The 23,239-nt window shown below is 63.8% G+C and carries 13 protein-coding genes; 3 read left to right on the plus strand and 10 right to left on the minus strand.

Annotated elements, in window-relative coordinates; all coding sequences use genetic code 11:
- The first annotated feature begins 315 nt into the window (after positions 1-315).
- Genes ISS97_RS06755 through ISS97_RS06765 form a run of 3 tightly spaced genes read left to right on the plus strand, consistent with a single transcriptional unit; the run spans position 316 to position 4,158 of the window.
- Complete coding sequence (locus ISS97_RS06755) at positions 316-2,112, plus strand: sensor histidine kinase (RefSeq protein ID WP_379987025.1); 1,797 nt, start codon at positions 316-318, stop codon at positions 2,110-2,112.
- On the plus strand, positions 2,109-2,555 hold the full coding sequence (locus ISS97_RS06760) for a response regulator (protein WP_379987024.1): 447 nt from the start codon (positions 2,109-2,111) through the stop codon (positions 2,553-2,555). Before ISS97_RS06755 ends, ISS97_RS06760 begins: the two co-directional genes overlap by 4 nt.
- Positions 2,556-2,589: 34 nt before the next feature.
- Positions 2,590-4,158: a hybrid sensor histidine kinase/response regulator gene (locus ISS97_RS06765; protein ID WP_379987023.1), complete on the plus strand. Its 1,569-nt coding sequence runs from the start codon at positions 2,590-2,592 to the stop codon at positions 4,156-4,158.
- Between the two features lie 567 nt (positions 4,159-4,725).
- On the opposite strand, the gene ISS97_RS06770 is transcribed toward ISS97_RS06765, so the two are convergent.
- The 10 genes from ISS97_RS06770 to ISS97_RS06815 all read right to left on the minus strand — a co-directional run bounded on the left by ISS97_RS06770 (position 4,726) and on the right by ISS97_RS06815 (position 22,650).
- The gene (locus ISS97_RS06770) at positions 4,726-6,129 is read right to left on the minus strand and encodes a sigma-54-dependent transcriptional regulator (RefSeq protein WP_379987022.1); all 1,404 of its coding nucleotides are present in this window, start codon (positions 6,127-6,129) and stop codon (positions 4,726-4,728) included.
- Between the two features lie 94 nt (positions 6,130-6,223).
- On the minus strand, positions 6,224-7,192 hold the full coding sequence (locus ISS97_RS06775; RefSeq protein WP_379987021.1) for an alpha/beta hydrolase: 969 nt from the start codon (positions 7,190-7,192) through the stop codon (positions 6,224-6,226).
- 601 nt (positions 7,193-7,793) lie between these two features.
- Positions 7,794-9,476 (minus strand): trehalase family glycosidase, encoded by a 1,683-nt coding sequence (locus ISS97_RS06780; protein WP_379987020.1) that lies wholly within the window; start codon positions 9,474-9,476, stop codon positions 7,794-7,796.
- Positions 9,477-9,478: 2 nt separating this feature from the next.
- Entirely contained in the window at positions 9,479-11,740 is a 2,262-nt protein-coding gene (locus ISS97_RS06785) for a glycosyl hydrolase family 95 catalytic domain-containing protein (RefSeq protein ID WP_379987019.1), read from the minus strand.
- A 69-nt stretch (positions 11,741-11,809) separates the two neighbouring features.
- Entirely contained in the window at positions 11,810-13,075 is a 1,266-nt protein-coding gene (locus tag ISS97_RS06790) for an MFS transporter (protein WP_379987018.1), read from the minus strand.
- A 244-nt stretch (positions 13,076-13,319) separates the two neighbouring features.
- Entirely contained in the window at positions 13,320-15,860 is a 2,541-nt protein-coding gene (locus tag ISS97_RS06795; RefSeq protein WP_379987017.1) for a TonB-dependent receptor, read from the minus strand.
- A 33-nt stretch (positions 15,861-15,893) separates the two neighbouring features.
- Positions 15,894-18,995 carry a beta-phosphoglucomutase gene (gene pgmB, locus ISS97_RS06800; RefSeq protein WP_379987016.1) on the minus strand — a complete coding sequence of 1,034 codons (3,102 nt, stop codon included), beginning with the start codon at positions 18,993-18,995 and terminating at the stop codon, positions 15,894-15,896.
- 306 nt (positions 18,996-19,301) lie between these two features.
- Positions 19,302-21,731 (minus strand): ATP-binding cassette domain-containing protein, encoded by a 2,430-nt coding sequence (locus tag ISS97_RS06805; protein ID WP_379987015.1) that lies wholly within the window; start codon positions 21,729-21,731, stop codon positions 19,302-19,304.
- Between the two features lie 23 nt (positions 21,732-21,754).
- Entirely contained in the window at positions 21,755-22,195 is a 441-nt protein-coding gene (locus tag ISS97_RS06810) for a VOC family protein (protein WP_379987014.1), read from the minus strand.
- 5 nt (positions 22,196-22,200) lie between these two features.
- A complete protein-coding gene (locus ISS97_RS06815) occupies positions 22,201-22,650 on the minus strand; it encodes a helix-turn-helix transcriptional regulator (RefSeq protein WP_379987013.1) in 450 nt (149 codons plus the stop codon).
- Positions 22,651-23,239 lie beyond the last annotated feature (589 nt).

The following is a 23,239-nucleotide window of genomic DNA, read 5'->3' on the forward strand; positions in this document are numbered from 1 at the left end:
TGACTCGGGCGCCGGCAGGCGTCCGAAATGCCCGCTGCATAAGCGGCCAGGGCACGCAGACGCTAAAACCGGGCGACAACGCCACTGGATGACCAGCTTCGCTGTTGTGAAGCGCTTCCGGCCTTCGCCGGAATGACGAAGTAGGAGGGAATGCGCAAGAGCCGAACTCCACCCCGGTTTCCCCCAGAGCATGCCTTTGGTGTGCCAGAGGGCGCTGAAGTACCAAAGGCTAACTGGCAGTCGCAAGACGATTCTGCAACCATCCCCCGCATGCCGCACCCCTCCTGGAAGCACATGCCGGTCCCCCGCCCCCGCATGAGGGACCAGGTCGCCCTGCGCTGGCGCCTGGGTGGTCTGCTTGCGGCGGTGCTGGTGATCGTGGCGCTGCCCTACATCGTGACGCGCAGCGGCGCGCGCGATGCGCTCGACGCGAACGCGCGGGTTACCCATTCCTCCGAAGTAAAGTCGCTCACCTACCGCATCGCCTATGTCACGCGCGATGGCGAGGCGGCAATGTATCGCCTGCTCGATGGCGACCGGAACCCGCAGGTGAAACTGCGCGCCGAGCGCGCGGGCAAGGAGATTCCCAGCCTGCTGGCGCAGCTGCGCGACATGACGCGCGATGACGAGGATCAGCAGTCGCGCATCGGCGCGCTGGGCAGCACGGTGAGCGGTCGTCTCGCGTTGATGGACCAGGCCATGCTGCGTTTCCAGCGTGGCGACCTGCGCGGCGCCAACGACGCGCTGCACGACTCCGGCACCCTGTTCAACATGGATGACCTGATCGACGGCATCGTGCGCAACGAGGACGCTACCCTGCTGGCACGCCGCCGGGAGGCGCAGCAGGCAACTTTCAACAGCGGCCTCGCGCTGACGATCACCGCGGCAGCGCAGATCCTGCTGCTGGCTATCGTAGTGATCGTGTCGGAGCGACAGATCAGCCGTCGCCTGCGCGCGGAAGAGCGCGAAGGGCAGGCGGTGCAGCGGTCGCAACTGATCGTGCAGGCGGTGCGCGAACCGATCGCGCTGCTCGATGCCAGGCTCAGCACCTTGCTGGTGAATGCGGCCTTTGGCGAACTCTACGGGCTGCCATCGAACCATCCGCAGTCACTGTCGCTGACCGAGATTGGCGAGGGTGCCTGGCGCGACAGCGCGTTGCTGCAACGACTCAACGACGTGCTCTTGCTCGACCGCGAGCTGTGGGATTACGAACTGATCCAGCGCACCATCGATGGCGTCGACCGCCATGTGGTGATCAATGCGCGGCGCCTGCAACAGGGCGAAGGTGGCGAGCCGGTGCTGCTGCTGACCGTGAGCGATGTCACCGCGCGCGCACTGGTCGAGCAGCAGGTGAAGGAACTCAACCGCCAGCTGGAAGGCAAAGTGGCGCAGGTTTCCGACGTGAACCGCGAGCTGGAGGCTTTCAGCTATTCGGTGTCGCACGACTTGCGCGCGCCGCTGCGGCATATCGCTGGTTTCACTGGCAAGCTCAGCCAGCATCTGGGCGAGCAGGCGGACGAGAAGACCCACCACTACATCGAGGTGATCAGCGACGCGGCGCGCCGCATGGCACTGCTGATCGAGGATCTGCTGGTGTTTTCGCGTCTGGGGCGTGGCGCGCTACGCCTGCAGCCGGTGGATATGCAGTCGCTGGCCGAAGAGGCGCGTGTGCTGGCCGAGTCCGATGCGCCCGGACGGCGCATCCATTGGTCCATCACGCCGCTGCCCATCGTGATCGGCGACGAGAACATGTTGCGTACGGTATGGCAGAACCTGCTGGGCAACGCGGTGAAGTACACCGGCAAGTGCGACGTCGCGCGCATCAATGTGGACATGCACCGCAACGGCAACGGCGACTATGAGTTCGTGGTTGGCGACAACGGCGCCGGCTTCGACATGCAATACGCAGGCAAACTGTTTGGCGTATTCCAGCGGTTGCATCGCGCCTCGGAGTTTCCCGGCAACGGCATCGGCCTGGCCAATGTGCGGCGCATCGTCTCGCGCCATGGCGGCAAAGTGTGGGCGGATGCGCAGCCGGAGAAAGGGGCGCGTTTCCACTTTACCTTGCCCGCTTCCGATCTGGCGGACGCTTTCGCGCAGGAGCGGCAATGAACCAGCGCCACATACGTCCCATCCTTCTGGTGGAAGACAGTCAGGCCGACGCCGAGATGTCGATGGAGGCCCTGCGCGACGCCAACCTCGTCAACGAAGTAGTGCACGTCGAAGACGGTGTGGACTGCCTGGACTACCTTTATTGCCGCGGCGCCTGGGCCAGCCGCGAGCCGGTGGATCCAGCGGTGGTGCTGCTCGACATCAAGATGCCGCGCATGGATGGGCTCGAAGTGCTTACACACATGCGCGCGGACGAGCGCTTCCGGCGCGTGCCGGTGGTGATCCTGTCATCGTCCCGCGAAGAGCGCGATCTGGCGCATAGCTGGGATCTGGGCGTGAATGCGTATGTGATCAAGCCGGTCGACGTGGATCAGTTCTTCGAGGCGGTGCGCACGCTGGGCCGCTTCTGGGCGGTGTTGAATCAAGGGCCTGACGCCGATTGAACGGCCGATTGAGCGGGTGGGGATAAGTTTTCGTATGCCGGACAAGCCGAACCAGAACCTGCCCAAGATACGGGTGCTGCAGATCGAAGACAGCCTGCCCGATGCCGAGCTGGTGCTGTCCGAGCTGGAGGCCGACGCCATCGACTTCGAGGTGCGCCTGGTCGACGACGAGGTTAGCTATCTGCAGGCGTTGGAGCAGTTCAGGCCGCACATCGTCCTGTCCGACCTCAGCATGCCGGTGTTCTCCGGCGAGCGCGCGTTGGAGCTGCTGCGCGATCGCGACCGCGATTTACCGTTTATCTATGTCTCGGCCACGTTGGGCGAGGAAGCCGCCATCGCCGCGCTGCGCAACGGCGCCACCGACTACATCCTCAAACAGAATCCCGCGCGTCTCGCCAGCGCCGTGCGGCGTGCCCTGCGCGAAGCCGAGGCACAGCGTGCGCAACGGCATGCGGAAGCGGAGCTGGTCCGCGCGCAGCGGTTTGAAAGCCTGGCGATGCTGGCGGGTGGGCTCAGCCATGACTTGCGCAATTTGCTGCAGCCGTTGCTGCTCGCAGGCGAGAGCCTGCAGGACTACCAGGACGACCCGCGTCTCGCACGCCTGGGCAAGCTGGTGCGCGACTGCGGCAAGCGCGGCCTGGACATGGTGCAGTCCATGTTGTCCTTCGCACGTGGTGCGCGGCGTGCCGAGCAGGTACGCCTCGGCGGTTTGCTCGACGCACTCAAGTTGCTGTTGCAGGGCAGTGTGCCGAGGACCATCAGTCTGGACGTGGTGGTGGACGATCCGGAACTGAGCTTTTCCGGCAACCACACCGAGCTGCAGCAATGCCTGCTCAATCTCTGCCTCAACGCGATCCAGGCGATGCCTGGGGGCGGCCGGCTGACTGTCGAGTCAGCCCAGACTTCGTTGCCGGCTGAGTTCTTCCGCGACGACGAGAATCGTGAAGAGTGCCCCTACCTGCGCCTGAGCGTGATCGATACCGGCGACGGCATGGACAGCGAAGTGCTCGCCCGGTTGTACGAACCGTTCTTCACCACCAAGGAAAGCGGCACCGGCCTGGGCCTGGTCTCCTGCCAACGCATCATCGCCAGCCACGGCGGCGTGATGCGCGTGGAGAGCTCGCCAGGATCGGGCACGAGCTTCCATCTTTACATTCCGCTGACCGAGCTCGAAGAAACCACGGAGCAAGGCGACGATAGCAGCCTGCAAGGCGAGGCTGAGCGCGTGCTGGTAGTCGTTGAGGAAGCAGCGCAACTATCGCTGCTGGTCGACACGCTGGACGCCTGGGGCTATCAGGCGCATGCCAGCCAGAGCGGTACCGCAGCGTTGCAGTGGATCGAGGCGCATGGCGTGCCGGATCTGGTGGTGATGGATGCGGACATGAACCTGTTCACGGGTGTGCGCACGCTGGCAGCGCTGATCGACCACGGCTACCGGCGCGCGGTGTTGCTGCTGGCGCGGCCGGATGCGCCGCCGGATCTGGATGAGATGCCGGTGGTGGAGCATTTGTATTTGGTGGATAAGCCGGTGGCTACGGGGCGGTTGTTGAGGGTGGTGCGGGAGGCGTTGGAGGGGAGTGAGGGGGATTCACGGATCGGCTAGCTCTTTGTTCTTCTCCCTCTTTATTCGGGAGAGGGCCGCGGTGAGGGCTCGGCCCTTGAGCAGTTCCTTCCTACTTCGTCATTCCGGCGTAGGCCGGAATCCAGTGGCGTTGTCGCCTTGATGTTCGCGTTGTCGCGACCGGACTCGCCTGCGGCGGGCTTTCGAACCGCTGCCGCGGTCCGAGTTACTTTTCTCTGCTTGCCCAGAGAAAAGTAACCAAAAGAGAGGGCACCCCTCTTACGCGCCCTCCGGCTTCGCCTGCGGGTCCGTGAGGGTTGGCCGGGCTTTTCGACAGGACATCCATGTCCTGTCGAAAAGGCATCGGCATCCATGCCGATGCCCCCTTCGGGGCCTGATCGTCCAACCCTCACCGCTCCACAGGGGACCCGGTTACGGGCTCGCTTGCGCATCGCCTTTCAGAGCAACTGCTCCCTCTCCTCTCCGGGGAGAGGGTTGGGGTGAGGGGTGGGTGCTCGAGATGGCGTTTCTATTGTGGATGCATGCTTTGCATGCATAAAAAAACGCACGCTTTCGCGTGCGCTTTTTTTATCTGCCTGATCTGAATACTCAGTCGATACCAAGCTTCTTCAGCTTGTACCGCAGTGCCCGGAAGGTGATACCCAGCTTCTTCGCCGCCGCGGTCTTGTTATATCTCGATTCTTCCAGCGCCTTGATGATCGCGGTGCGCTCGATGTTGCTGATGTAGTCGTCGAGGCCGCCGTCGGCGGTTGGGGCGGGTGCGTGCGCGGGTGGTGGTGCGGTGTGTGTGGGCGCTGCTGCGTGGGTTGCGGGTTGTTCGGCGCGGGGTGTGCGCTGGGGCAGCATCAGGTCGATGGTGTCGATCTGGTCGCCGTCGCACATGGCCATGGCGCGTTCGAGAACGTTTTCGAGTTCACGGACGTTGCCGGGGAAGTCGTAGGACTCGAGTGCCTGCTGGGCGTTGGGCAGCAGGCGGCCGGGGGCGCCGCCGCTTTTGAGGGCGAGTTGGCGCAGGATGAAGTTGGAGAGCAGGGGGACGTCGCCGCGGCGTTCGCGCAGGGGCGGGACGCGTAGTTCGATGACGTTGATGCGGTAGAACAGGTCCTGGCGGAACTGGCCTTGTTCGACGAGTGCCGCGAGGTTTTTGTGGGTGGCGGAAAGGATGCGTACGTCGACCGGGATTTCTTCGCGCGCGCCGATGGGGCGTACGGCTTTTTCCTGGATGGCGCGCAGCAGTTTCACCTGCATGTGCAGCGGCAGTTCGGCGACTTCGTCGAGGAACAAGGTGCCGCCGTTGGCGGCCTGGAACAGGCCTTCCTTGTCGCTGACGGCGCCGGTGAAGCTGCCTTTGCGGTGGCCGAAGAATTCGCTTTCCATCAGCTCGGAAGGGATCGCGCCGCAGTTCACCGGCACGAAGGGACCGCTGGCGCGCGGGCCTTGTTCGTGGATGAGGCGGGCGACGAGTTCCTTGCCGACACCGGATTCGCCGGCGATGTACACCGGCGCCTGGTTGCGCGCGAGCTTGGTGATGGTGCTGCGCACTTGTTGCATGGCGGGCGAGTCGCCGATCAGGCGGTCGCTGGAGCCGCCGGTCTTGGCGGTGGCGGCGCCGCTGCGCTTCTCTTCAGCCAGCTTCAGTGCGGTGCGCACCAGCTGGCGCAGCATCTGGATGTCGACGGGCTTGGAGACGAAATCGAATGCGCCGGCCTTGAGTGCGCTCACGGCGGCGTCGACGTTGCCATAGGCGGTGATCATCGCCACCGGCATGTCGGGATGTTTGGTGGCGATCAGTTCGATCACCTCGTGGCCGTTGCCGTCGGGCAGGCGCATGTCGGTGAAGCAGAGATCGTAGCTGCGCTCCTCCAGTGCACGGCGCGCGTCGGCCACGGTGCCTACGGCATCCACCTGCAGGTCCATGCGGCCCAGGGTGATGGTAAGCAGTTCGCGAATATCGCGTTCGTCGTCAATGACCAGAACGGTCTGTTGGCTCATGTCTTCAAGCTGGGCTGGGGTTTGGGCTAGGAGGATACCCGCCGCCTTCCCCAGGGGCAAAGGCTGATTCCCTGCGGAATCAGCCTCATTCGCCTTAGTGACGACCCAGGTGGCGGTCGAAGAACTTCACCATGACCGCGTAGGCGTCCTTCGATTCCGGCAATTCGGGGTCGGAGAAGAAGGAATGCCACATGCCGTCCCACAGGCGCAGTTCCGTCTCCACGCCGGCCTGATTCAACAGGGTCTGGCTGCGGATCACTGAGCTCATGGCGAAATCGCGGGTGCCGCTGATCAGCAGTGTGGGTGGAAACTTTGTCAGCAGCGCGGGCGACACACCGGGCATCACCAGCGGATCGTCGGCGCTGGCGCCCTTGAAGTAAGGCAGGGATTCCAGCTTCAGTGGCGCGGTCGGCACCGGCCCGCCGTTGAGCAGTGGCCCCACATACGCCGAGTCGCCATCCATGTTGACCACCGCGCCGCAGAACATGCCGATGGCGCCGGGTACGGGAAGTTTGCGGCTGATCAGGCGCGCCACGACTTCGCCGGTGAGCACGCCACCGGCAGAACAACCGTAGATGCCGATATCGGCCGGTTTGTATTGCTTGAGCAGTTCCCGATACACGGCCTCCACGTCTTCGCTGGCAGCGGGAAAGACGTGTTCCGGACCTTGTCGGTAATCCACGCTGATCACCTTGATGCGGCCCAGGCTGGCGACCGGAATCGCTTCCACCAGGCCGCCGCTGTGGGCGCCCCACAGGAAGCCGCCGCCGTGAAGGTTGATCAGCACGCGCGTGCGGTTGTTGGCGGCGATGCCTTGTTCTGGTTCCACCACATCGGTGCCGACGCCGGCGATGCGTTCGGCATGGATGCGCACGGGGTAGATCTTGCGCATGCGCTCGGCACGGTCGCTGTTGATCTTGTCGTAGAAGGCGCGGTTCTGTTCGATGGGGCCGGTGATGGGTGGGGCTTTGCTGCCGCTGGCGAGCATCTTGGGGAAGAAAGCGCGCGCTTCGGGAGAGGCGAAAGCGGAATAGGGAATGGAGGCTTGTGTGACGACGGTCACACTTGCGTCGGGTTTTGCGGTGGTGGTCGCTTCTTGGGCGAGGGCTACGGGGGGTAGAAGGGTGGCTAGTAGCAGGGTTGCTGAGGTGACGATAGAAAAGCAGCGCATGGTGGTTCCTCACAAGTGTTGAGGGCTTGCGATGAGCCCTCCTACTTCGTCATCCCTGCGTAGGCAGGGATCCAGTGGTGAAGCGTTCCGATGTTCGCGTTGTCGCGACCGGGCTCGCCTGCCGCGGGCTTTCGAACCGCTGCCGCGGTCCGAGTTACTTTTCTCTGCTTGCCCAGAGAAAAGTAACCAAAAGAGAGGGCACCCCTCTTACGCGCCCTCCGGCTTCGCCTGCGGGTCCGTGAGGGTTGGCCGGGCTTTTCGACACGACGTCCCTGTCGTGTCGAAAAGGCATCGACGTCCTGTCGATGCCCCCTTCGGGGCCTGATCGTCCAACCCTCACCGCTCCACAGGGGACCCGTTACGGGCTCGCTTCGCATCGCCTAGCGAAAAAGAAAAAGAGCAGCTCCCTCTCCCCTCCGGGGAGAGGGTTGGGGTGAAGGGCTGGCGCTCGGGATGGCGTTGCTACTTTGGTGTGTTCGGCTGGCGTGATGGCTCATTTCGCGTGCTCCGTCGTCGGCTGCTTCGCGCTTTGCAGGATCTCCTGCAGCTTCAGATACACGCCATTACTCCATCCAAAACCCACGACGTTCTCGGTGTAGCCGGAGGTCACGCGTACATCGGCGTTGCCCTTGGCCATGTTGTATTTCTCGCGGATGGTGCCGTCGGCGGCGTAGCTGCGGTCGAGTGTGGCGCTGAACTTGGCGGCGAGGCGGCGGGCGTCGTCGTGAAAGCCATAGGCGTCGAGGCCGGAGATGCTGAGCCAGTTGGTGGGCGCCCAGCCGAACGGATCGTTCCATTGCGCGCCGCTGGGCTGGTTGTCCATGGCGAGTCCGCCCATGCGTTCGAAGAGGGAAAGTTTGTCGCGCACGGCGGCGGCTTGTTCTTTGGAGGCGGCGCCGGCCCACAGCGGGTAGTAAGTGGTGAGGTACGGCGTGGCGGAGGGTTTGCCGGCGACGAAGTCGTAATCGCGATACATGCCTGATTCCGGGCGCCACAGGTATTTGTTCATGGCCTGCTTGCGCGCGTCGGCCACCTTGGCCCAACGCTCGGCGTCGTCCACCTTGCCCAGTTGCAAAGCGAAGTCGTGCAGGTCGCGTTCGTAGCGGTAGAGCAGGCTGTTCAAGTCCACCGCGGCGTAATGGTGGGTGGAGCCGCCGAAGGGGCCGAAGTGGAAGTTGGTGTCGAAGCCGGATTCGCGCATGGCGCGGTCGCCGTGGAAGTAGTCGATGCTCAGGCGGCGGCCGTCCATCCACGCGCCGGCGCAGACCTTGGAGGCGCGTACGTCGCAACTTTCTTTCTTCAGGCGCGCCGCTTCGGTGTCATCGGGGTGTTCGGCACCTTTGACCAGATAGCCAGGATCGTCGGACGGGTGTGCGAGCAGCCACTTGATGACGCTGAGATAGAACTCGCTGTCCTGCGCTTCGAGCACCGGGCCGTTGCCCAAGTCGTAGTAGCGGGCGAGGCCGGTGTCGCCGGCACGGTGTTCCGGACGAGTCCAGATGTCGTGGTTGCGTACCGCCAATGGGTACGCTTTGGCGAGCCACGCGCGCTTTTCGTCGTCGCTGTGGAAGCTCTTCGGATCGGAAAGCACCACCGCCATCATGGCGGAGAGGAAGGGGGGCTGCGAACGGCTCAGATAGTAGGTGCGATTGGCGTTGAGCACGCCGCCGTAGTGTTCGACCTCGAACAGCGCGTTGTCGGTCATGTCGCGCGCCAGTTCGGTACGGTGATCGGCATTGAGGCCGAGCACGATGAAATAGCTGTCCCAGCCGTACATCTCATTGAAGAAGCCGCCGGGTACCACGTACGGATGCGGCAGATAGAGCAGGCCTTGCGCAGGCAACTGGGTAGCGTCGATCTCGCCCAGCTGCCGAATCGGTCGCGGCAGCGGGCGCATATCGACTTTGCAACGCTTGGCGACTTCCACCATCGCGGCAGGAGCCGGCCACTGGGCCGGCAGATACAACACCGGCTGCGCCTTGATCTTGGGATCGACCAGCGAGGCGCAGTCATTCATCGAGCGCGTCAGCGTGGTCCAGGTCCGGTCGATATAGCTGCGCGTCTTCGCTGGGTCTCCTGCGTCCTTCGCCATGGCTGCGGTGGCGAGAGAGCAGGTCAGGAGCAGTGCGGCGAACCGCATGCTGTTGTGCGGAAATGAAGCGCGTCGCTGGTTCATGGCTATAACTCCTTGCGGACTAGCTTGGCTTTGCCGTCGGCAGCATGGTCGATGCGGATGTCATAACGCCTACCGCGGAAATGGATGTTCTTGAGCGTGAGCGACTTCCATTCCGGCGGCAGCGCGGGTGCATAGGCTTCGGTAAGACCCTTGTCGTCGATGCGCAGGCCGCTGAGGCCGTACACGAAGCTCTGCACAAAGCCGGCCGAGGTGGCGAGGATGTAGCCGGCGTTGTTGGCGACGGTTTCGGTGCGCACGTTGAACGGCGGCTTGAGGAAGCCAACCAGGTTGCGATGGATCCATTCGCCGGCGGTCTTGGCGTCGCCCAACTGGGCAGCGCCGACGGCGAGCATCACCATCATCATCTCGTTCGGATCGTCGCCGTGCACTTTCAGCTCGTGCAGCTGGAAGTCGAAGTTGTTGCGGCGCACCTGCGGCGACATCGGCAGATCCAGGTTGGGATACATCAGCCACACCAGCGAGGAACCCATCCAGGTGATCTTGTCGTGCGGCACCGAGGCGTCGAAATCCAGGTGGCGCTGTTCCTTTTCGTCGAACGGGATGTACATCTTGGCGACGATGTCTGACCACTGCGGTTCCGGCGTCGCGCCCACCTTCTTCGCCGCTTCGATGGCGATGGTCAGTGCCTTGCGCGCGGCGGCATTGGTGAAGGAGTCGTTCGGTACATCGTCGTACGCCTCATCGGGCGAGGTGACGTGGTGGATCTCGTAGCGGTCGTGCGCTTTGTCGTAGGTGACGCGGCTGGTCCAGAACTCGGCGATCTCGCGGATCACCGGCCAGCCATATTGCTTCAGCCATGCGTCGTCGCCGGTGGCGAGGTAGTACTGCCACTGCGCAATGGCGATATCGGCGTTGACGTGGATCTCGCGGAATACGCCATAGGCGAAGTGCGGCGTGTAGTCCACGCCGGTCTCGGGATCCGCCTCCCATGGATACATGGTGCCCTTCACGCCGTATTGCTTCGCGCGATCGCGCGCGGGCTGCATGGTGCGGGCGCGGAACATCACGATCGGCTTGGCACGCTCGGGATGCAGCAGAAGCAGGGCGGGGAACACCCATGAGTCGCTGTCCCAGAACGCATGGCCGGCATAGCCCGGTGTCAGCGCGCAGGCGCCCATGGGCCATGCGGTGCCGCTGGTGGAATTGGAGAGCAAATAGTACAGATCGGAATGCACGGCCTGCTGCACCTTGGCATCGCCCTCGATGACGATGTCCGACTTCCACAGTTCATGCCATGCCGTTTGATGCGCGGCGAGCAGTTTGTCGAAGCCGATTTGGCGCGCGGCCTTGGCCATGCTCAGTGCATCTTTGGCATCGCCGCCCCAGTTCTGCCGGGTGAGCGCGACGTACTTGGTGAAGTCGTAGGTGTGGCCCTTCTGCACCTTGGCGGTGATGTTGAGCGAAAGACGGTTCGACCCCTTTTCCAGCTTGGCGCTTTCGATGACCAGATCCTTCGGCAGGCTGATCGCCGCTGCTTCCGCCATGCTCAGGCCCTGCTCGGCGCGGCCATCAAGCCACAAAGTGAGGTCCTTGGCGTCGCCGTCGCTGGACAGGACACGCGTCATGCCGCGATACCACACGGCAGAGCGGTCTGGCGTGGGCACGGGTTTGTTGTCCAGATTCTGGCCGCTGGCGATGACCGCAGCGATCATCTCGTCGCCGGTCATCTTGGCGATGGGGAAGCGCGGCTGATACTCCGACCACAGGCGGATCGGAAAGGTGATCTGCACGCTGCCGTCGAACTGCGGTGTGATCGAGAGTCGCGTGGCAGCCAGATGCTGCGCATCCTGGCTGACGAAGGTGCTGACTTTCACATCGGTGGATTTATTGGCATACACGAAGCGGTAGCGCGTGCTGAGCGTGCCTTCGTGCATGTCCAGGGTCTGTGCGTAGTCGGTGAAGATCTCCTTCGCGAGGCGCGTGGAGTTGAGCCAGCCGCCGCCCTGGTTGTAGTCGATCTCGCTCCAGCCGGGGATGGCGGCAGGGCGCGCGATATCGTCCTTGGCGTAGTCCATGAACGCGACCATGTAGCCCATGTTGGGCTCGGTGCCGCGCGGCGAGGTCATGGTGGAGAAGTAGCCGTTGGCGAGATAGCTGGGGAAGTAGCTGTCGAAATTCGCCGCAGTTCCGGTGAGCACAAAGCTCGGATCGGTCTGGCTGGATGCCGGTGCGGCAAAGGCGGCCGTGAGCAGGCCTAGCCCGATGAAAAATGAGCCGGCAAGGCCCAGGCTACGACGTTTCATCACATCTCCCATCAGCATTTCCTTGTCTGCCTGCACTTATTGGAACGTAGCGGTAGGACGGCGCGCGGATCACTCCGCGGCAAAGTCGATCGAGGCGGGCGCCGATGCGTTGGCGCGGTCCGCTTCGCGCTTGAAGAAGAACAGCGCGACCAGCACCAGGGTCATCGGTACCAGCGAGAAATAGAACGCGTGGATGCCGCCGAAGCTGGAGAACACCACGGCGGTAATGCGCGAGCCCAGGGTGCCGCCGAGCGCGGAGAAGATCACGATCAGTCCGGTCATGGCCGCATGCATCGGCTTGGGCAGCGAGCTGAGCGCCACGGAGTTGATCACCGGATAGATTGGCGCCATCAGCAGGCCGATCAGCGGCAACAGATAGGCGGCCAACGGCGCATTGAGCCAGCCCACGTCGGGGCGGGCCACGGTGTGCTGGGCAAGCGGTAGCGCGATCAGCACCAGCAGGCCCATGCCGATCACGCAGATATTCAGCAGCGTATGCCAGGGCATGCGGCGCAGCACTTGGCCAGCGGCGATGCGGCCGATGGCGGTGGTGCCGGCCAGGATGCTGGCGACCTGGATGCTCATCGCGTTCGGCAGCTTGAGGATCTCGTTGTTGAAGGTCGGCAGCCAGGTACCGAAGCTCTGCTCGATCAAGACATAGAGAAAAGCCGAGATCAGGAACACGTAGACCAATGGACGCATCAGCAGCCGCATCATCGCCGCCACCGAACCGCCCAGCGAATCCGTGCGCGCGCTATGCGCGGCGGATTCGTCGAGCCGAGTGGTGGCGAGCAGCAGGAACACCAGCACGCATAGTGCGGCGAGTACCCAGTACACGTTGAACCAGACCGGATTGGCCGGCGCGGCATGGTCGATGAAAGCGCTGAACAGCCAGCCGCTGATCAGCACGCCGAACATGAAAAGGCCCTCGATCGTATTGGTCAGCCGGCCGTGTTCGACCTTGTCGCTGGTCAACAGGCCGATCGAGGAATACACCGAGACCTTGGTCAATGCGAAGGCGATGCCGACACAAGTGAACAACAGCTCGGTGGTATGGAAATTGGGATAGAGCGGCATCAGCGCGCAGGCACAGCCGACGATGGCGAGCGCGATCATCATCGCGCGCCGATAACCGATCATCGGCAGGAACGAGGCGACCAGGAACGAGGTGATCGCGATCGGCAGATCCTTGAAGAACTCCAGCAGGCTCGCCTGCGGCTTGTCGATGCCGAAGGTGTGGATCGACTGCAGGATCACCGTGCCCACGCTGTTGAGCAGGATCGCGAACACGATGTAGATCAAGGACAGCGCGGCGATCATGCGGAAACGGGTCATGGGCGTCTCTTCGGTCGGTCGAGCATGGTGATCAAAACATGGCCCGGATCGTGAGGGGAGTACCGCGATCCGGGCCATCCGCCGCAAGCGGCGAAGCTGAAAATCCCTTGTGGCTGGCTCTTAACTCCTCCCCCTGCAAGCAGGGGGAGGTTGGGAGGGGTGGGCCCTTGTGATGTCGCTGCAAACTTGAGGGGCTTCACCCCACCCCAGCCCTCCCCTGCTGCACGCAGGGGAGGGGGTATGGTCAGAACTTGTACTTCACCTGGAAATTGACTTCACGTCCCTCCAGCGGGCGGGCCAGGATCACGCCGCCCGCGCCCGCCGCAGAACCGAAGATGCGCGAATTGCTCTCGGTCAGGCCCAGCTCGTTGGTGATATTGGTGCCCTGCAGGCGCAGTTCCCAGTTCTGTTCCACATTCGCCACGATGCCGAAATCCCAGGTGTTATACGAGCCCAGCTGCTGCAGCGCCGACTGGTCCTGGGTATGCGGACCGACGTGGGTATAGGTGACGAAAGCCGTGACATCACCCCATGGGAACAGGAAGCGGTAGCTCGGCATCAGCATGTAGCGGAACTTCGGCTGACGCTGCAGTTGCTTGCCGTTGATGAAGGCGCATCCGTTGCCCACCACCTGGTTGTTGTAGGGGATGCAGGCCGAGTAATGCGAGTAGTGGCCGTCGAGATAGTTGGCAACCACCTGCACCTTCAGGTTGTCGATCGGCATCACCGCGCCGCTCAGGTTGATGCCCTTGGAGTCGGAGCCGTACAGCAGGGGGCTTCCGACCGGGGCGCCGGCGGCATTGGTGGGCTGGTACGGCAGGCCGCTGAATTGGCGGTGGTAGACCGTGATATCGGCGTAGACCAACTGCGACTGATATTTGAAGCCTGCCTCGAAGTTCTGCACCTTCTGCAGCGGCGGCGTATTACCGGTGGTGTTGCCACGCAGCGCGTTGTCGAAGTCGCCGAAGTGCGCACCCTTGTTCACGCGACCATACACGCTCATGTTGTCGGCCAGCTCGTAGTTCGCGCCGACCGTCCACGAGGTATGGGTCTTGTCGTACTTGGTGGTGGCGAAAGTGCCATCGCATACCGGTGTGCTGTTGTCGTACAGCGTGTTGGCATTGCCATCCAGGTTGACGTTGTGCAGGTTGCACACGTGCAATGTCGAATCCTGGTTCTCGACGCGTGCGGAAGCGTCAAACAGCCAAGGCCCGATGCGCCAGGAATCGGACAGATAGAACGCCTTGTTGGTTGACTTGCCGTTCTGCGCGATGTTGTAGGCGCCGTAGTCGAGGAAGCCCTGGTAGTCGGTGACGGACTTCCCGTTGCCGACGACCTGGATCGGTCGCGCATTGGGTGTGTTGGTCATCAGCATCTGATTGCCCAACGCCCATTTGTCGTTCATGGTGTAGTGCGCGAGGTAGATGCCGGCGGTAAGCGTATTGCCCTCGAACAACTCCTTGCTCAGGCGGAAGTCGTTATTCATGTTCTTCAGATGCTTGTGGATGTACCACCAGCCCTGATGGATCACGCTCTGGTTTGGATCAACGACGCCGCCACCATTGACGTAGGTCGCGGTGGCCGACCCGATGGGTATGCCCTGCGCTGGCAGGCCCAGGCCGCCCAGGTCGGTCGAGGTGTAATAGAGCATGTTGTTGAGCGTGTCCGGATTCGAGCCCGAGAACAGCGCATTGGTATCGACGTCGCCCTGGTTGAGCAGGAACTTGTCGGAGATGGTCCAGCCGCCGCTGAGGTCATAGTCGAAGTTGCCGCCGAAGAAATTCATCTTGGCGCCGCGTCCGTTGGCCAGGTTGGCGCTGGTGCCGCCGCCGGGATAGCCGGGCAGGTTCACATGCTGGATGTACTTGCTGTAGTACGTGTCGGTGAGCGGATCGAACCCCGGGTAGGACGAGAAGCTGTCGCTGCCGTGCTGGATCAGCGGGATCGGCGTGATGAACTGGTTACGGTCGTTGAGCACACGCGCATACAGCATCAGCGAACCGTTATCCATGGTGTGCGATAGCGTGGCGGTGAACTGGCCGCCCTTGTCCGCGCTGAACTGCGGGCTGCGCACGCCGTCCGACTTGCGCCAGAAACCGCCGACGCTGCCGAACCAGTTATCGGCCACCTTGAAGCCGAGGAAGCCGTCGCCGCGCCACAGGCCTTCATTGCCGTAGGTAAGGCCGATACTGCCGGATGGCTTGGCCGTGCCCTGCTTGAGCATGAAGTTGGCGGTGGCGCCGATCTGGCCGTCGCCGAACACCACCGACGGACCGCCCTGCAGGATTTCCACGCGATCCACCGTGTCGTCGAGACGGAAGATCGACGTGGTTTCGAAGAACGACAGCGTGGGCATGCCATACAGCGGCGAACCCATCATCTGCGTGGTGAAGTAGGGCGCGTCGCCGCCGCCGGGAAAGCCGGCGATTTCGATGTTGGCGCCGGTCTGGCCGCCGGTGGATTCGGGCCACAGGCCGGGCGAGATCTTCAGCAGGTCCGCGGTGCTTTTCGGGTTCGCTTCCTTGATCTGCTCCGCGGTGGCGGCGGTGATCGAGTAGCTGGCATCGATCTTCTTGATGCCGCCGACGTTGGCCGCACCGGTGACCACGACCTGTTCCAGTGTCTTCGGTGGTGCCTTGGGTGCCTGCTGATCCGGTTGCGCGTTGTTTTGTGCGTTGGCCGGCGGCGGTGTCTGCGCATTGTCCTGCGCATAGACCGAGCCGAGCGTGAGCGCGGTGACGATCGCCGCGGCCAACAACTGTCGACTGAAGCTTTGACTACTCATGGTCGTACCTCCCCACCCTTGGAATCGGGCTTTTTATGTGACGTTATGGCTGGCCACGTCCCCTGCGACGGCCAGCCACGGCTCTTCACTACTGATGAAATCGTCGATGCGGAAAGCGTCCAGGCCGGACAACACGGTTTCGGCCTGCGCCAGTGCTGCCGGCTGGCCGATGCCGACGGCGGCCATGCCGGCGGCGTGGATACTGGCAATGCCCGCAGCGGCGTCTTCCACGCCGAGGCAGGCGGCTGGCGGCACACCGAGTCCGGCGGCGGCGGCCAGGAAGATCTCCGGATCGGGTTTGGAGCGCTGGATGTTCGCGGCGTCCACGATGTAGTCGAACAGGCCGGCGATGCCCATGCGCTCCAGCAACAGCGGCGCGTTGCGGCTCGCCGAGGCCAGGCCCACCTTGAGGCCGGCGGCGCGCACCGAGGCGATGGCTTCATGGGCGCCGGGCAGCAATTGCTCCGGCCCGAAGCGTTCGATCTGTTCGCGGTAGTAGTCGTTCTTGCGGTCGCTCAGCGCGAGCTTTTCCTGCTGCGAATAGGAGCGACCGGCGCCTTCCAGAAGAATCTCCAGCGAGCCGAGGCGGTCCACGCCTTTCAGGCGTTCGCCGAGCTGGCGGTCGAATGGCAGGCCGATCTCCGTGGCGAGCTTGCGCCACGCAGCGTCGTGTACCACCGCGGTGTCGGCGATGACGCCATCGAGATCGAAGATCACCGCCTGCAGCGGCGGCAGTGGTGAGCGGCGATTCGGGATCGCATCGGCGCGCGGCAAGCGCAGCGTTTCGCCGGCACGCAGGTGTTGTTCGCGGCCGTCGTGGCGGAAGCGCAATTCATCGCCGCGCAGCAGGGTGTAGCGCACGCCGTCGGCACGTACCTCCACGCGAAGCTGCGCATCGCGCCAGCGCAGGCCGAAGCGGTAGCTTTTCCACGCGGCCGGCAGTCGCGGCGCCAGCGACGGCTGGCCGTCGATCACGCGCAGACCGCCGAAACCCCAGCTCAGTCCGAGCCAGCTGCCTGCCATCGCGGCCATATGAATGCCGTGCGCAGCGTTGCCGTGCGAGTCATCCAGATCCACCCGCAGGCTGTCCTGGAAATAGCGATACGCCTTGCCGGCCAGGCCCACTTCGGCAGCGATTACGCCGAAGGTGGATGCCGACAGGGTGGAGTCGTGCACGGTGACGCTTTCGTAGTAATCGAAATTGCGTCGCTTGGCGGCACGATCCACGCCGTCGCCGGCCAGCATCAGGGCGAGCAGGGTGTCGGCCTGCTTACACACCTGGTGGCGGTAAATGCTCAGCGGATGCAGGCGCAGCAGCAGCGGACGCTTGTGCTCGTCGCTGTCTTGCGTGGTGAGATGGTCGGGCAAGCGTGGCTTGTCGAGAAAACCATCGTCCTGCGGAAAGATGCCAAGTTGCGGGTCGACCGGCAGATACATCGCCTCGGCCGCGCGCCGCCATGCGGCGATCTCGTGTTCGCCCAGGCCGATACGCGCGCACAGCGCGGCGTATGCCACGGGCGCCGCACCGGCCATCCACACTGCCGTCGCGGCCGCATCGCGCAGATGCCGTTGCGCCATGCGGTTGGTGTAGTGGTTGTTGTCGACCAGGGCGGAGTACTCGTCCGGCCCGGTCACTTCATGGATGCAGAACGCGTCGCCACGCCGTGCATTGAAGTGGCCGATGTCGAGCCAGATGCGCGCGGTCTCGAACAGCATTTCGGCGCCGTGCTCGCGCATGAAATCGTGATCGCCGCTGGCATCCACATACAGGCGGATCGCCCAGGCCACCGCCGCGTTGATGTGGTACTGCGCCGAGCCGCCGGGGTAATAGGCCGAGCACTCGTCGCCGCTGATGGTGCGCCACGCGAACAGCGCGCCGCTGGCGTGATTGAGCTCGCGCGCATGCAGGCGCGAGCGGTCGAGCGTGCGGTAGCGATACAGCAGCATGCCGCGCGCGAGCTCTGGCGCGAGCGTCGCCAGCACCGGCAGCATGAAAGCCTCGGCATCCCAGAAGTAGTGGCCTTCATAGCCTTCGCCAGTAAGGCCTTTGGCGGCGGTGCTGCTGTGGCCGTCGCGGCTGCTGGACTGGAAGAGATGGAACAGATTGAAACGCAGCGCCTGCTCGGTGCGCGGGTCGCCGTCGATCGCAAGATCGGCGTCTTGCCATAGCGTAGCCAGTGCCTGCGTCTGGCGTTCGAGCAGCGCGGCATAACCCATACGCGCAGCGCGCTGCAGGCAGGCATGGGCGCGCGCAAACAGTTCGCCGTCTTGATCGTTGCCGTTCGGTTGCGTCCAGGCGTAGGCGACGTACTTCTCGATGGTCACCGCCGCGCCTGGCGCGAGCGTGCCGGTATAGGTCTGCACCACGCCATGCTGGGCGAGGTTGGCGAAATGGAAATCGAGACTGCCGTCCTGCACGCGATGGCTCTGTGCGCAGACCAGGCGGATGCCACTGTGCGTGGTCTGCTGGCGGAGCCAGGCGACGGCTTCGTCCGCGCCGGCATCGGCGGTATGCAGCCCGCCATTGAGGCGGGTGCCGATGCGCGGATCGGCACCCTGTTCGGCCGCGTCGCGCGCGGTGCTGATCGAAGACTCCAGAGTGATCGGCCCGTGGTAATCCACCGAGCGCACCTGGTAACGCAGCGCCAGTAGGCCCGGTTCTTCCTGGCTCACGATGCGTTCTGCTTCAATCTCAAGCGTTGCACCCGTCGGCGAACGCCAGCGCAGCCGGCGGCGATAGCAGCCCGCGCGCAGATCCAGCACACGTTCGAACGCCAGCCATTCCCCTTCGCTTAGCCGCACCGGCGTGTCACCCAGCCGCAGCTGGATGCGCGTGGCATCGGCCACCGGGATGCGTGTATCGGTATGTGCGGCGAAGCCGGGGAAGCGCTCGTGATACTCGATCGGCGTGCGTTCCCACGCCGCCGACAGAAAGCTCGCCTGACTGGGGCTTTCGCCTTCCTCGAGACCACCACGGACCCCCAGTGCCCCATTCGCCAGCGCGAACAGGCTCTCGTCCTGGGCGAAGCCGGCGGGATCGGTGCCATGACGGGTCAGCACCCAGGGATCGGTCGGCGCGCCGTCATAAGGCACAGGTGCGGCGGCGGCCAACCCCGTCTCGTGGTGATCCAACATGCGCTCCCCAATGTTTCTAGTGTTTGTACGGTGGCTCGCGGCGTTACCGCAGGAGCGCACGGTGGCTGGTCGGGGCGGAGCTTCGCAGCAAATGATATCGATATCAAGATATCGATATCATTTGCTGCATTGCAGTAATTTCATGGAGTTAGGGTGCTAGTGGGGTGCTGAAAGGCCGCGGGTATTTGCTCGGCGAACGAGCCGCAAGCCGCTGCCCGACAGCCTTGCGCCGGGCAGCCATCCTTCATTGCGATGAGGAAAGATCGAGTTCCTTGCTGAAACTCGAAACGGGCGAGGGCGTCTGTCTCAACTTGCCCGTGAGGGCTTCGGCGGCGCGCCGACATAAGCAGCGAGATGCTTGCCGGTCAGGGTGGAGCGCGCGGCGACGAGGTCGGCGGGCGTGCCTTCGAAAACGATCCGGCCGCCATCGTGACCGGCGCCCGGCCCAAGATCGATGATCCAGTCCGCGTGGGCCATCACCGCCTGGTGATGCTCGATGACGATGACCGACTTCCCGGCCTCGACGAGCCGGTCGAGCAGGCCAAGCAGTTGCTCGACGTCGGCGAGATGGAGGCCGGTCGTCGGCTCGTCGAGGACGTAGACGCCACCCTTTTCCCCCATATGCGTGGCGAGCTTGAGCCGCTGCCGCTCGCCGCCTGACAAGGTGGTGAGCGGCTGGCCGAGGCTGAGGTAGCCGAGCCCGACATCGACGAGCCGCTCGAGGATTTTGTGCGCGGCTGGCGTTGCCGCCTTGCCGGTGGCGAAGAATGCGGCCGCCTCGGTGACTGGCATCGCGAGCACTTGGCTGATGTCCTTCCCGCCGAGCTTGTATTTCAGCACCTCGGCCTGGAACCGCTTCCCTTCGCATTCCTCGCAGAGGGTGGCGACGCTGGCCATCATCGCCAGGTCGGTATAGATGACGCCGGCACCATTGCAGGTCGGGCAGGCACCTTCGGAGTTGGCGCTGAACAGCGCCGGCTTCACGCCGTTGGCTTTCGCGAACGCCGTGCGGATCGGATCGAGCAGGCCGGTGTAGGTTGCCGGGTTGCTCCGCCGCGAGCCGCGGATGGCGCTCTGGTCGATCGACACCACGCCCGCGTCGGCGGCTGCTTTCTGTTGAGGTAGCGAACCGTGCACGAGCGAACTCTTGCCGGAGCCGGCGACGCCGGTGATCACGCAAAGCACCCCGAGCGGGATGTCGACGTTGACACTCTGCAGGTTGTGCGTCGTCGCGCTGCGGATCGCCAGCTTGCCGGCCGGCTTCCGCACCGTCTTCTTGAGCGCGGCGCGGTCGTCGAAATGACGGCCAGTGACGGTGCCGCTGGCGCGCAATTCATTGACCGTGCCCTCGAAGCAGACGGTGCCGCCCGCTGTACCGGCGCCGGGGCCAAGGTCGACGATGTGGTCGGCGATGGCGATCGCCTCGGGCTTGTGTTCCACCACAAGCACGGTGTTGCCCTTGTCGCGCAGCCGCAGCAGCAGCTCGTTCATCCGCTGGATGTCGTGCGGATGTAGCCCGATGGTCGGCTCGTCGAAGACGTAGGTGACATCGGTGAGCGAGGAGCCGAGGTGGCGGATCATCTTGACGCGCTGCGCCTCGCCGCCCGACAGCGTGCCGGATGGCCGGTCGAGCGAGAGGTAGCCCAGCCCGATCTCCACGAATGAATCGAGGGTGTGTACCAGCTTGGCGAGCAACGGCGCCACCGACGGTTCGTCGAGGCCGCGGACCCATGTGGCGAGGTCGCTGATCTGCATCGCGCATGCTTCGGCGATGTTGATCTTTTTGATCTTCGACGACCGTGCTGCCTCGCTGAGCCGGGTGCCGTGGCACTCGGGGCAAGTGGTAAAAGTCACCGCACGCTCGACGAATGCGCGCACATGCGACTGCAGTGAGTCGACATCTTTCGACAGCATCGATTTCTGGATCTTCGGGATCAGGCCTTCATAGGTCAGGTTGATGCCGTCGACCTTGATCTTGGTCGGCTCCTTGTAGAGCAGGTCGTGCAGCTCCTTCTTGCTGAACTTGCGGATCGGCTTGTCCGGGTCGAAGAAACCGCAGCCGGTGAAGATGCGCCCGAACCAGCCGTCCATGCTGTAGCCGGGGATGGTGAGTGCGCCCTCATTGAGCGATTTGCTGTCGTCGTAGAGCTGCGACAGATCAATGTCGCTCACGTTGCCCATGCCCTCGCAGCGTGGACACATGCCGCCGGTGCGGGTGAAGGTTTCTCTCACCGTCTTCGTCTTGGCCCCGCGCTCGACGGTGATCGCGCCGGCCGCTTTGACGGAGGGCACGTTGAAGGCGAACGCGCCCGGCGGGCCGATGTGCGGCTTGCCAAGGCGGCTGAAAAGAATGCGCAGCATCGCGTTGGCGTCGGTGGCGGTGCCGACCGTGGAGCGTGGGTCGGCACCCATCCGTTGTTGGTCGACGATGATCGCGGTGGTGAGGCCGTCGAGCACATCTACCTCGGGCCGCGCCAAAGTCGGCATGAATCCCTGCACGAAAGCGCTATAGGTCTCATTGATCAGCCGCTGCGATTCCGCGGCGATGGTGCCGAACACCAGCGAACTCTTGCCCGAGCCGGAGACGCCAGTGAACACCGTCAACCGGCGCTTCGGCAGCTCGACACTGATGTCCTTGAGGTTGTTCACGCGCGCGCCCTGCACGCGGATCAGATCGTGGCGGTCGGCGGTGTGCGGCGCAGGCGACTGCGTTTTCGTCTTCATGACCTTGCTCATCGTGTCTCCGACCGTCGTGTGGTTCAGCGCAGCTGCTGGATGCGGATCATGTTGCCCGCGGGATCGCGGACGGCGCAGTCGCGCACGCCGTACGGCTGATCAGTGGGCTCCTGCACGATATCGGCGTCGCTGGCCTGCAGCCGCTCAAAGGTACCCTCGAGTTCCCTGGTGGCCAGCAAAAGAATGCCGAAGGTGCCCTTGGCCATCATCTCGGCGATGGTGCGGCGTTCGTCGTCGGTGACGCCAGGGCTGGCATCCGGCGGATACAGCACGATGGAAGTGCCGGGCTGGCCCGCCGGTCCGACCGTGATCCAGCGCTTTCCGCCGTATCCAACATCATTGCGGACCTCGAAGCCGAGAGTGTCGCGATAGAAGGCCAGGGCGGCGTCCGGGTCGTTCTGCGGGAGAAAACTTGAGTGAATAGTGAGGTCCATGGCGTCTCTCTCAGTGGGGGTGAAATCCATGGCGCTCAGTCTAGTTCTGGCTCCGTCGCCGGCGCTTCTCGATTCCTGACCGGTTTAGTGACCTGCTTCGCCACGCACGAGGGAATCCCCACCGTCGCGTCCGCCTCCTGGCGCCGATAGGCGCTGGGCGACATGCCGACCAGCTCGGTGAAGCGCGTACTGAAGGTACCCAGCGACGCGCAGCCAACTTCAAAGCAGACCTCGGTAACGCTCAAGTCGCCACGACGCAACAACGCCATTGCGCGCTCGATGCGCCGCGTCATCAGATAGGAGTACGGCGACTCGCCATAGGCAAGTCGGAACTCGCGACTGAGATGCCCGGCCGACATGTGCACGCCGCGTGCGAGTGCCTCGACATCGAGCGGCTGCGCGTAATCGCGATCGATCCGATCACGGACGCGACGAAGCCGCGCGAGGTCGCGCAGGTGCTGTGCTGCAGAGGGTCTGCTGGTCATCTGCAAGATCGTGTCACGTGGCGGTAGGGGGCTCAAGAGAACTCCAACAACAAATAGCCACGCGATCCCGAGCACCCACCCCTCACCCCAACCCTCTCCCCAGAGGGGAGAGAGAGCTGTTGCTCTAGAAGGCGATGCGTAAGCGAGCCCGTAACGGGTCCCCTGTGGAGCGGTGAGGGTTGGACGAAAAGGCCCGCAGGGGAACCGGCATGGATGCCGGTTCCTTTTCGACAGGACATGGATGTCCTGTCGAAAAGCCCGGCCAAGCCTCACGGACCCGCCGGCGAAGCCGGAGGGCACGCAAGAGGGGTGCCCTCTCTTTTGGTTACTTTTCTCTGGGCAAGCAGAGAAAAGTAACTCGGCCTCCGGCAGGAGGACGAAACCCCGCCGCAGGCGAGCCCGGTCGCGACAACGCGACAATCGAAGCACACCACTCTGGATTCCGGCCTACGCCGGAATGACGAGTAGGAAGGGCGCCGCAAGAGCCAACCCTCATCCGCCTGCCGGCACCGTCTCAAAGAGAGAAGGGCTCAAATAGAAAACGCATCGCAAAACCATGCGCAGCGACAAGCTACCAAACCCAAAGTTG

Origin of the sequence: Dyella koreensis, from assembly GCF_044904565.1 — a bacterium.
Taxonomy (GTDB): Bacteria; Pseudomonadota; Gammaproteobacteria; order Xanthomonadales; family Rhodanobacteraceae; genus Dyella_D; species Dyella_D koreensis.

Excerpts from the sequence above, each read along its gene's own strand:
- ISS97_RS06790 (WP_379987018.1), bottom strand. The coding sequence starts at position 13,075 with ATGACCCGTTTCCGCATGATCGCCGCGCTGTCCTTGATCTACATCGTG.
- ISS97_RS06755 (WP_379987025.1), top strand. The coding sequence starts at position 316 with ATGAGGGACCAGGTCGCCCTGCGCTGGCGCCTGGGTGGTCTGCTTGCG.
- ISS97_RS06765 (WP_379987023.1), top strand. The coding sequence starts at position 2,590 with ATGCCGGACAAGCCGAACCAGAACCTGCCCAAGATACGGGTGCTGCAG.
- ISS97_RS06760 (WP_379987024.1), top strand. The coding sequence starts at position 2,109 with ATGAACCAGCGCCACATACGTCCCATCCTTCTGGTGGAAGACAGTCAG.
- ISS97_RS06795 (WP_379987017.1), bottom strand. The coding sequence starts at position 15,860 with ATGAGTAGTCAAAGCTTCAGTCGACAGTTGTTGGCCGCGGCGATCGTC.
- ISS97_RS06805 (WP_379987015.1), bottom strand. The coding sequence starts at position 21,731 with ATGAGCAAGGTCATGAAGACGAAAACGCAGTCGCCTGCGCCGCACACC.
- ISS97_RS06770 (WP_379987022.1), bottom strand. The coding sequence starts at position 6,129 with ATGAGCCAACAGACCGTTCTGGTCATTGACGACGAACGCGATATTCGC.
- ISS97_RS06780 (WP_379987020.1), bottom strand. The coding sequence starts at position 9,476 with ATGAACCAGCGACGCGCTTCATTTCCGCACAACAGCATGCGGTTCGCC.
- ISS97_RS06810 (WP_379987014.1), bottom strand. The coding sequence starts at position 22,195 with ATGGATTTCACCCCCACTGAGAGAGACGCCATGGACCTCACTATTCAC.
- ISS97_RS06815 (WP_379987013.1), bottom strand. The coding sequence starts at position 22,650 with ATGACCAGCAGACCCTCTGCAGCACAGCACCTGCGCGACCTCGCGCGG.
- pgmB (WP_379987016.1), bottom strand. The coding sequence starts at position 18,995 with ATGTTGGATCACCACGAGACGGGGTTGGCCGCCGCCGCACCTGTGCCT.
- ISS97_RS06785 (WP_379987019.1), bottom strand. The coding sequence starts at position 11,740 with ATGAAACGTCGTAGCCTGGGCCTTGCCGGCTCATTTTTCATCGGGCTA.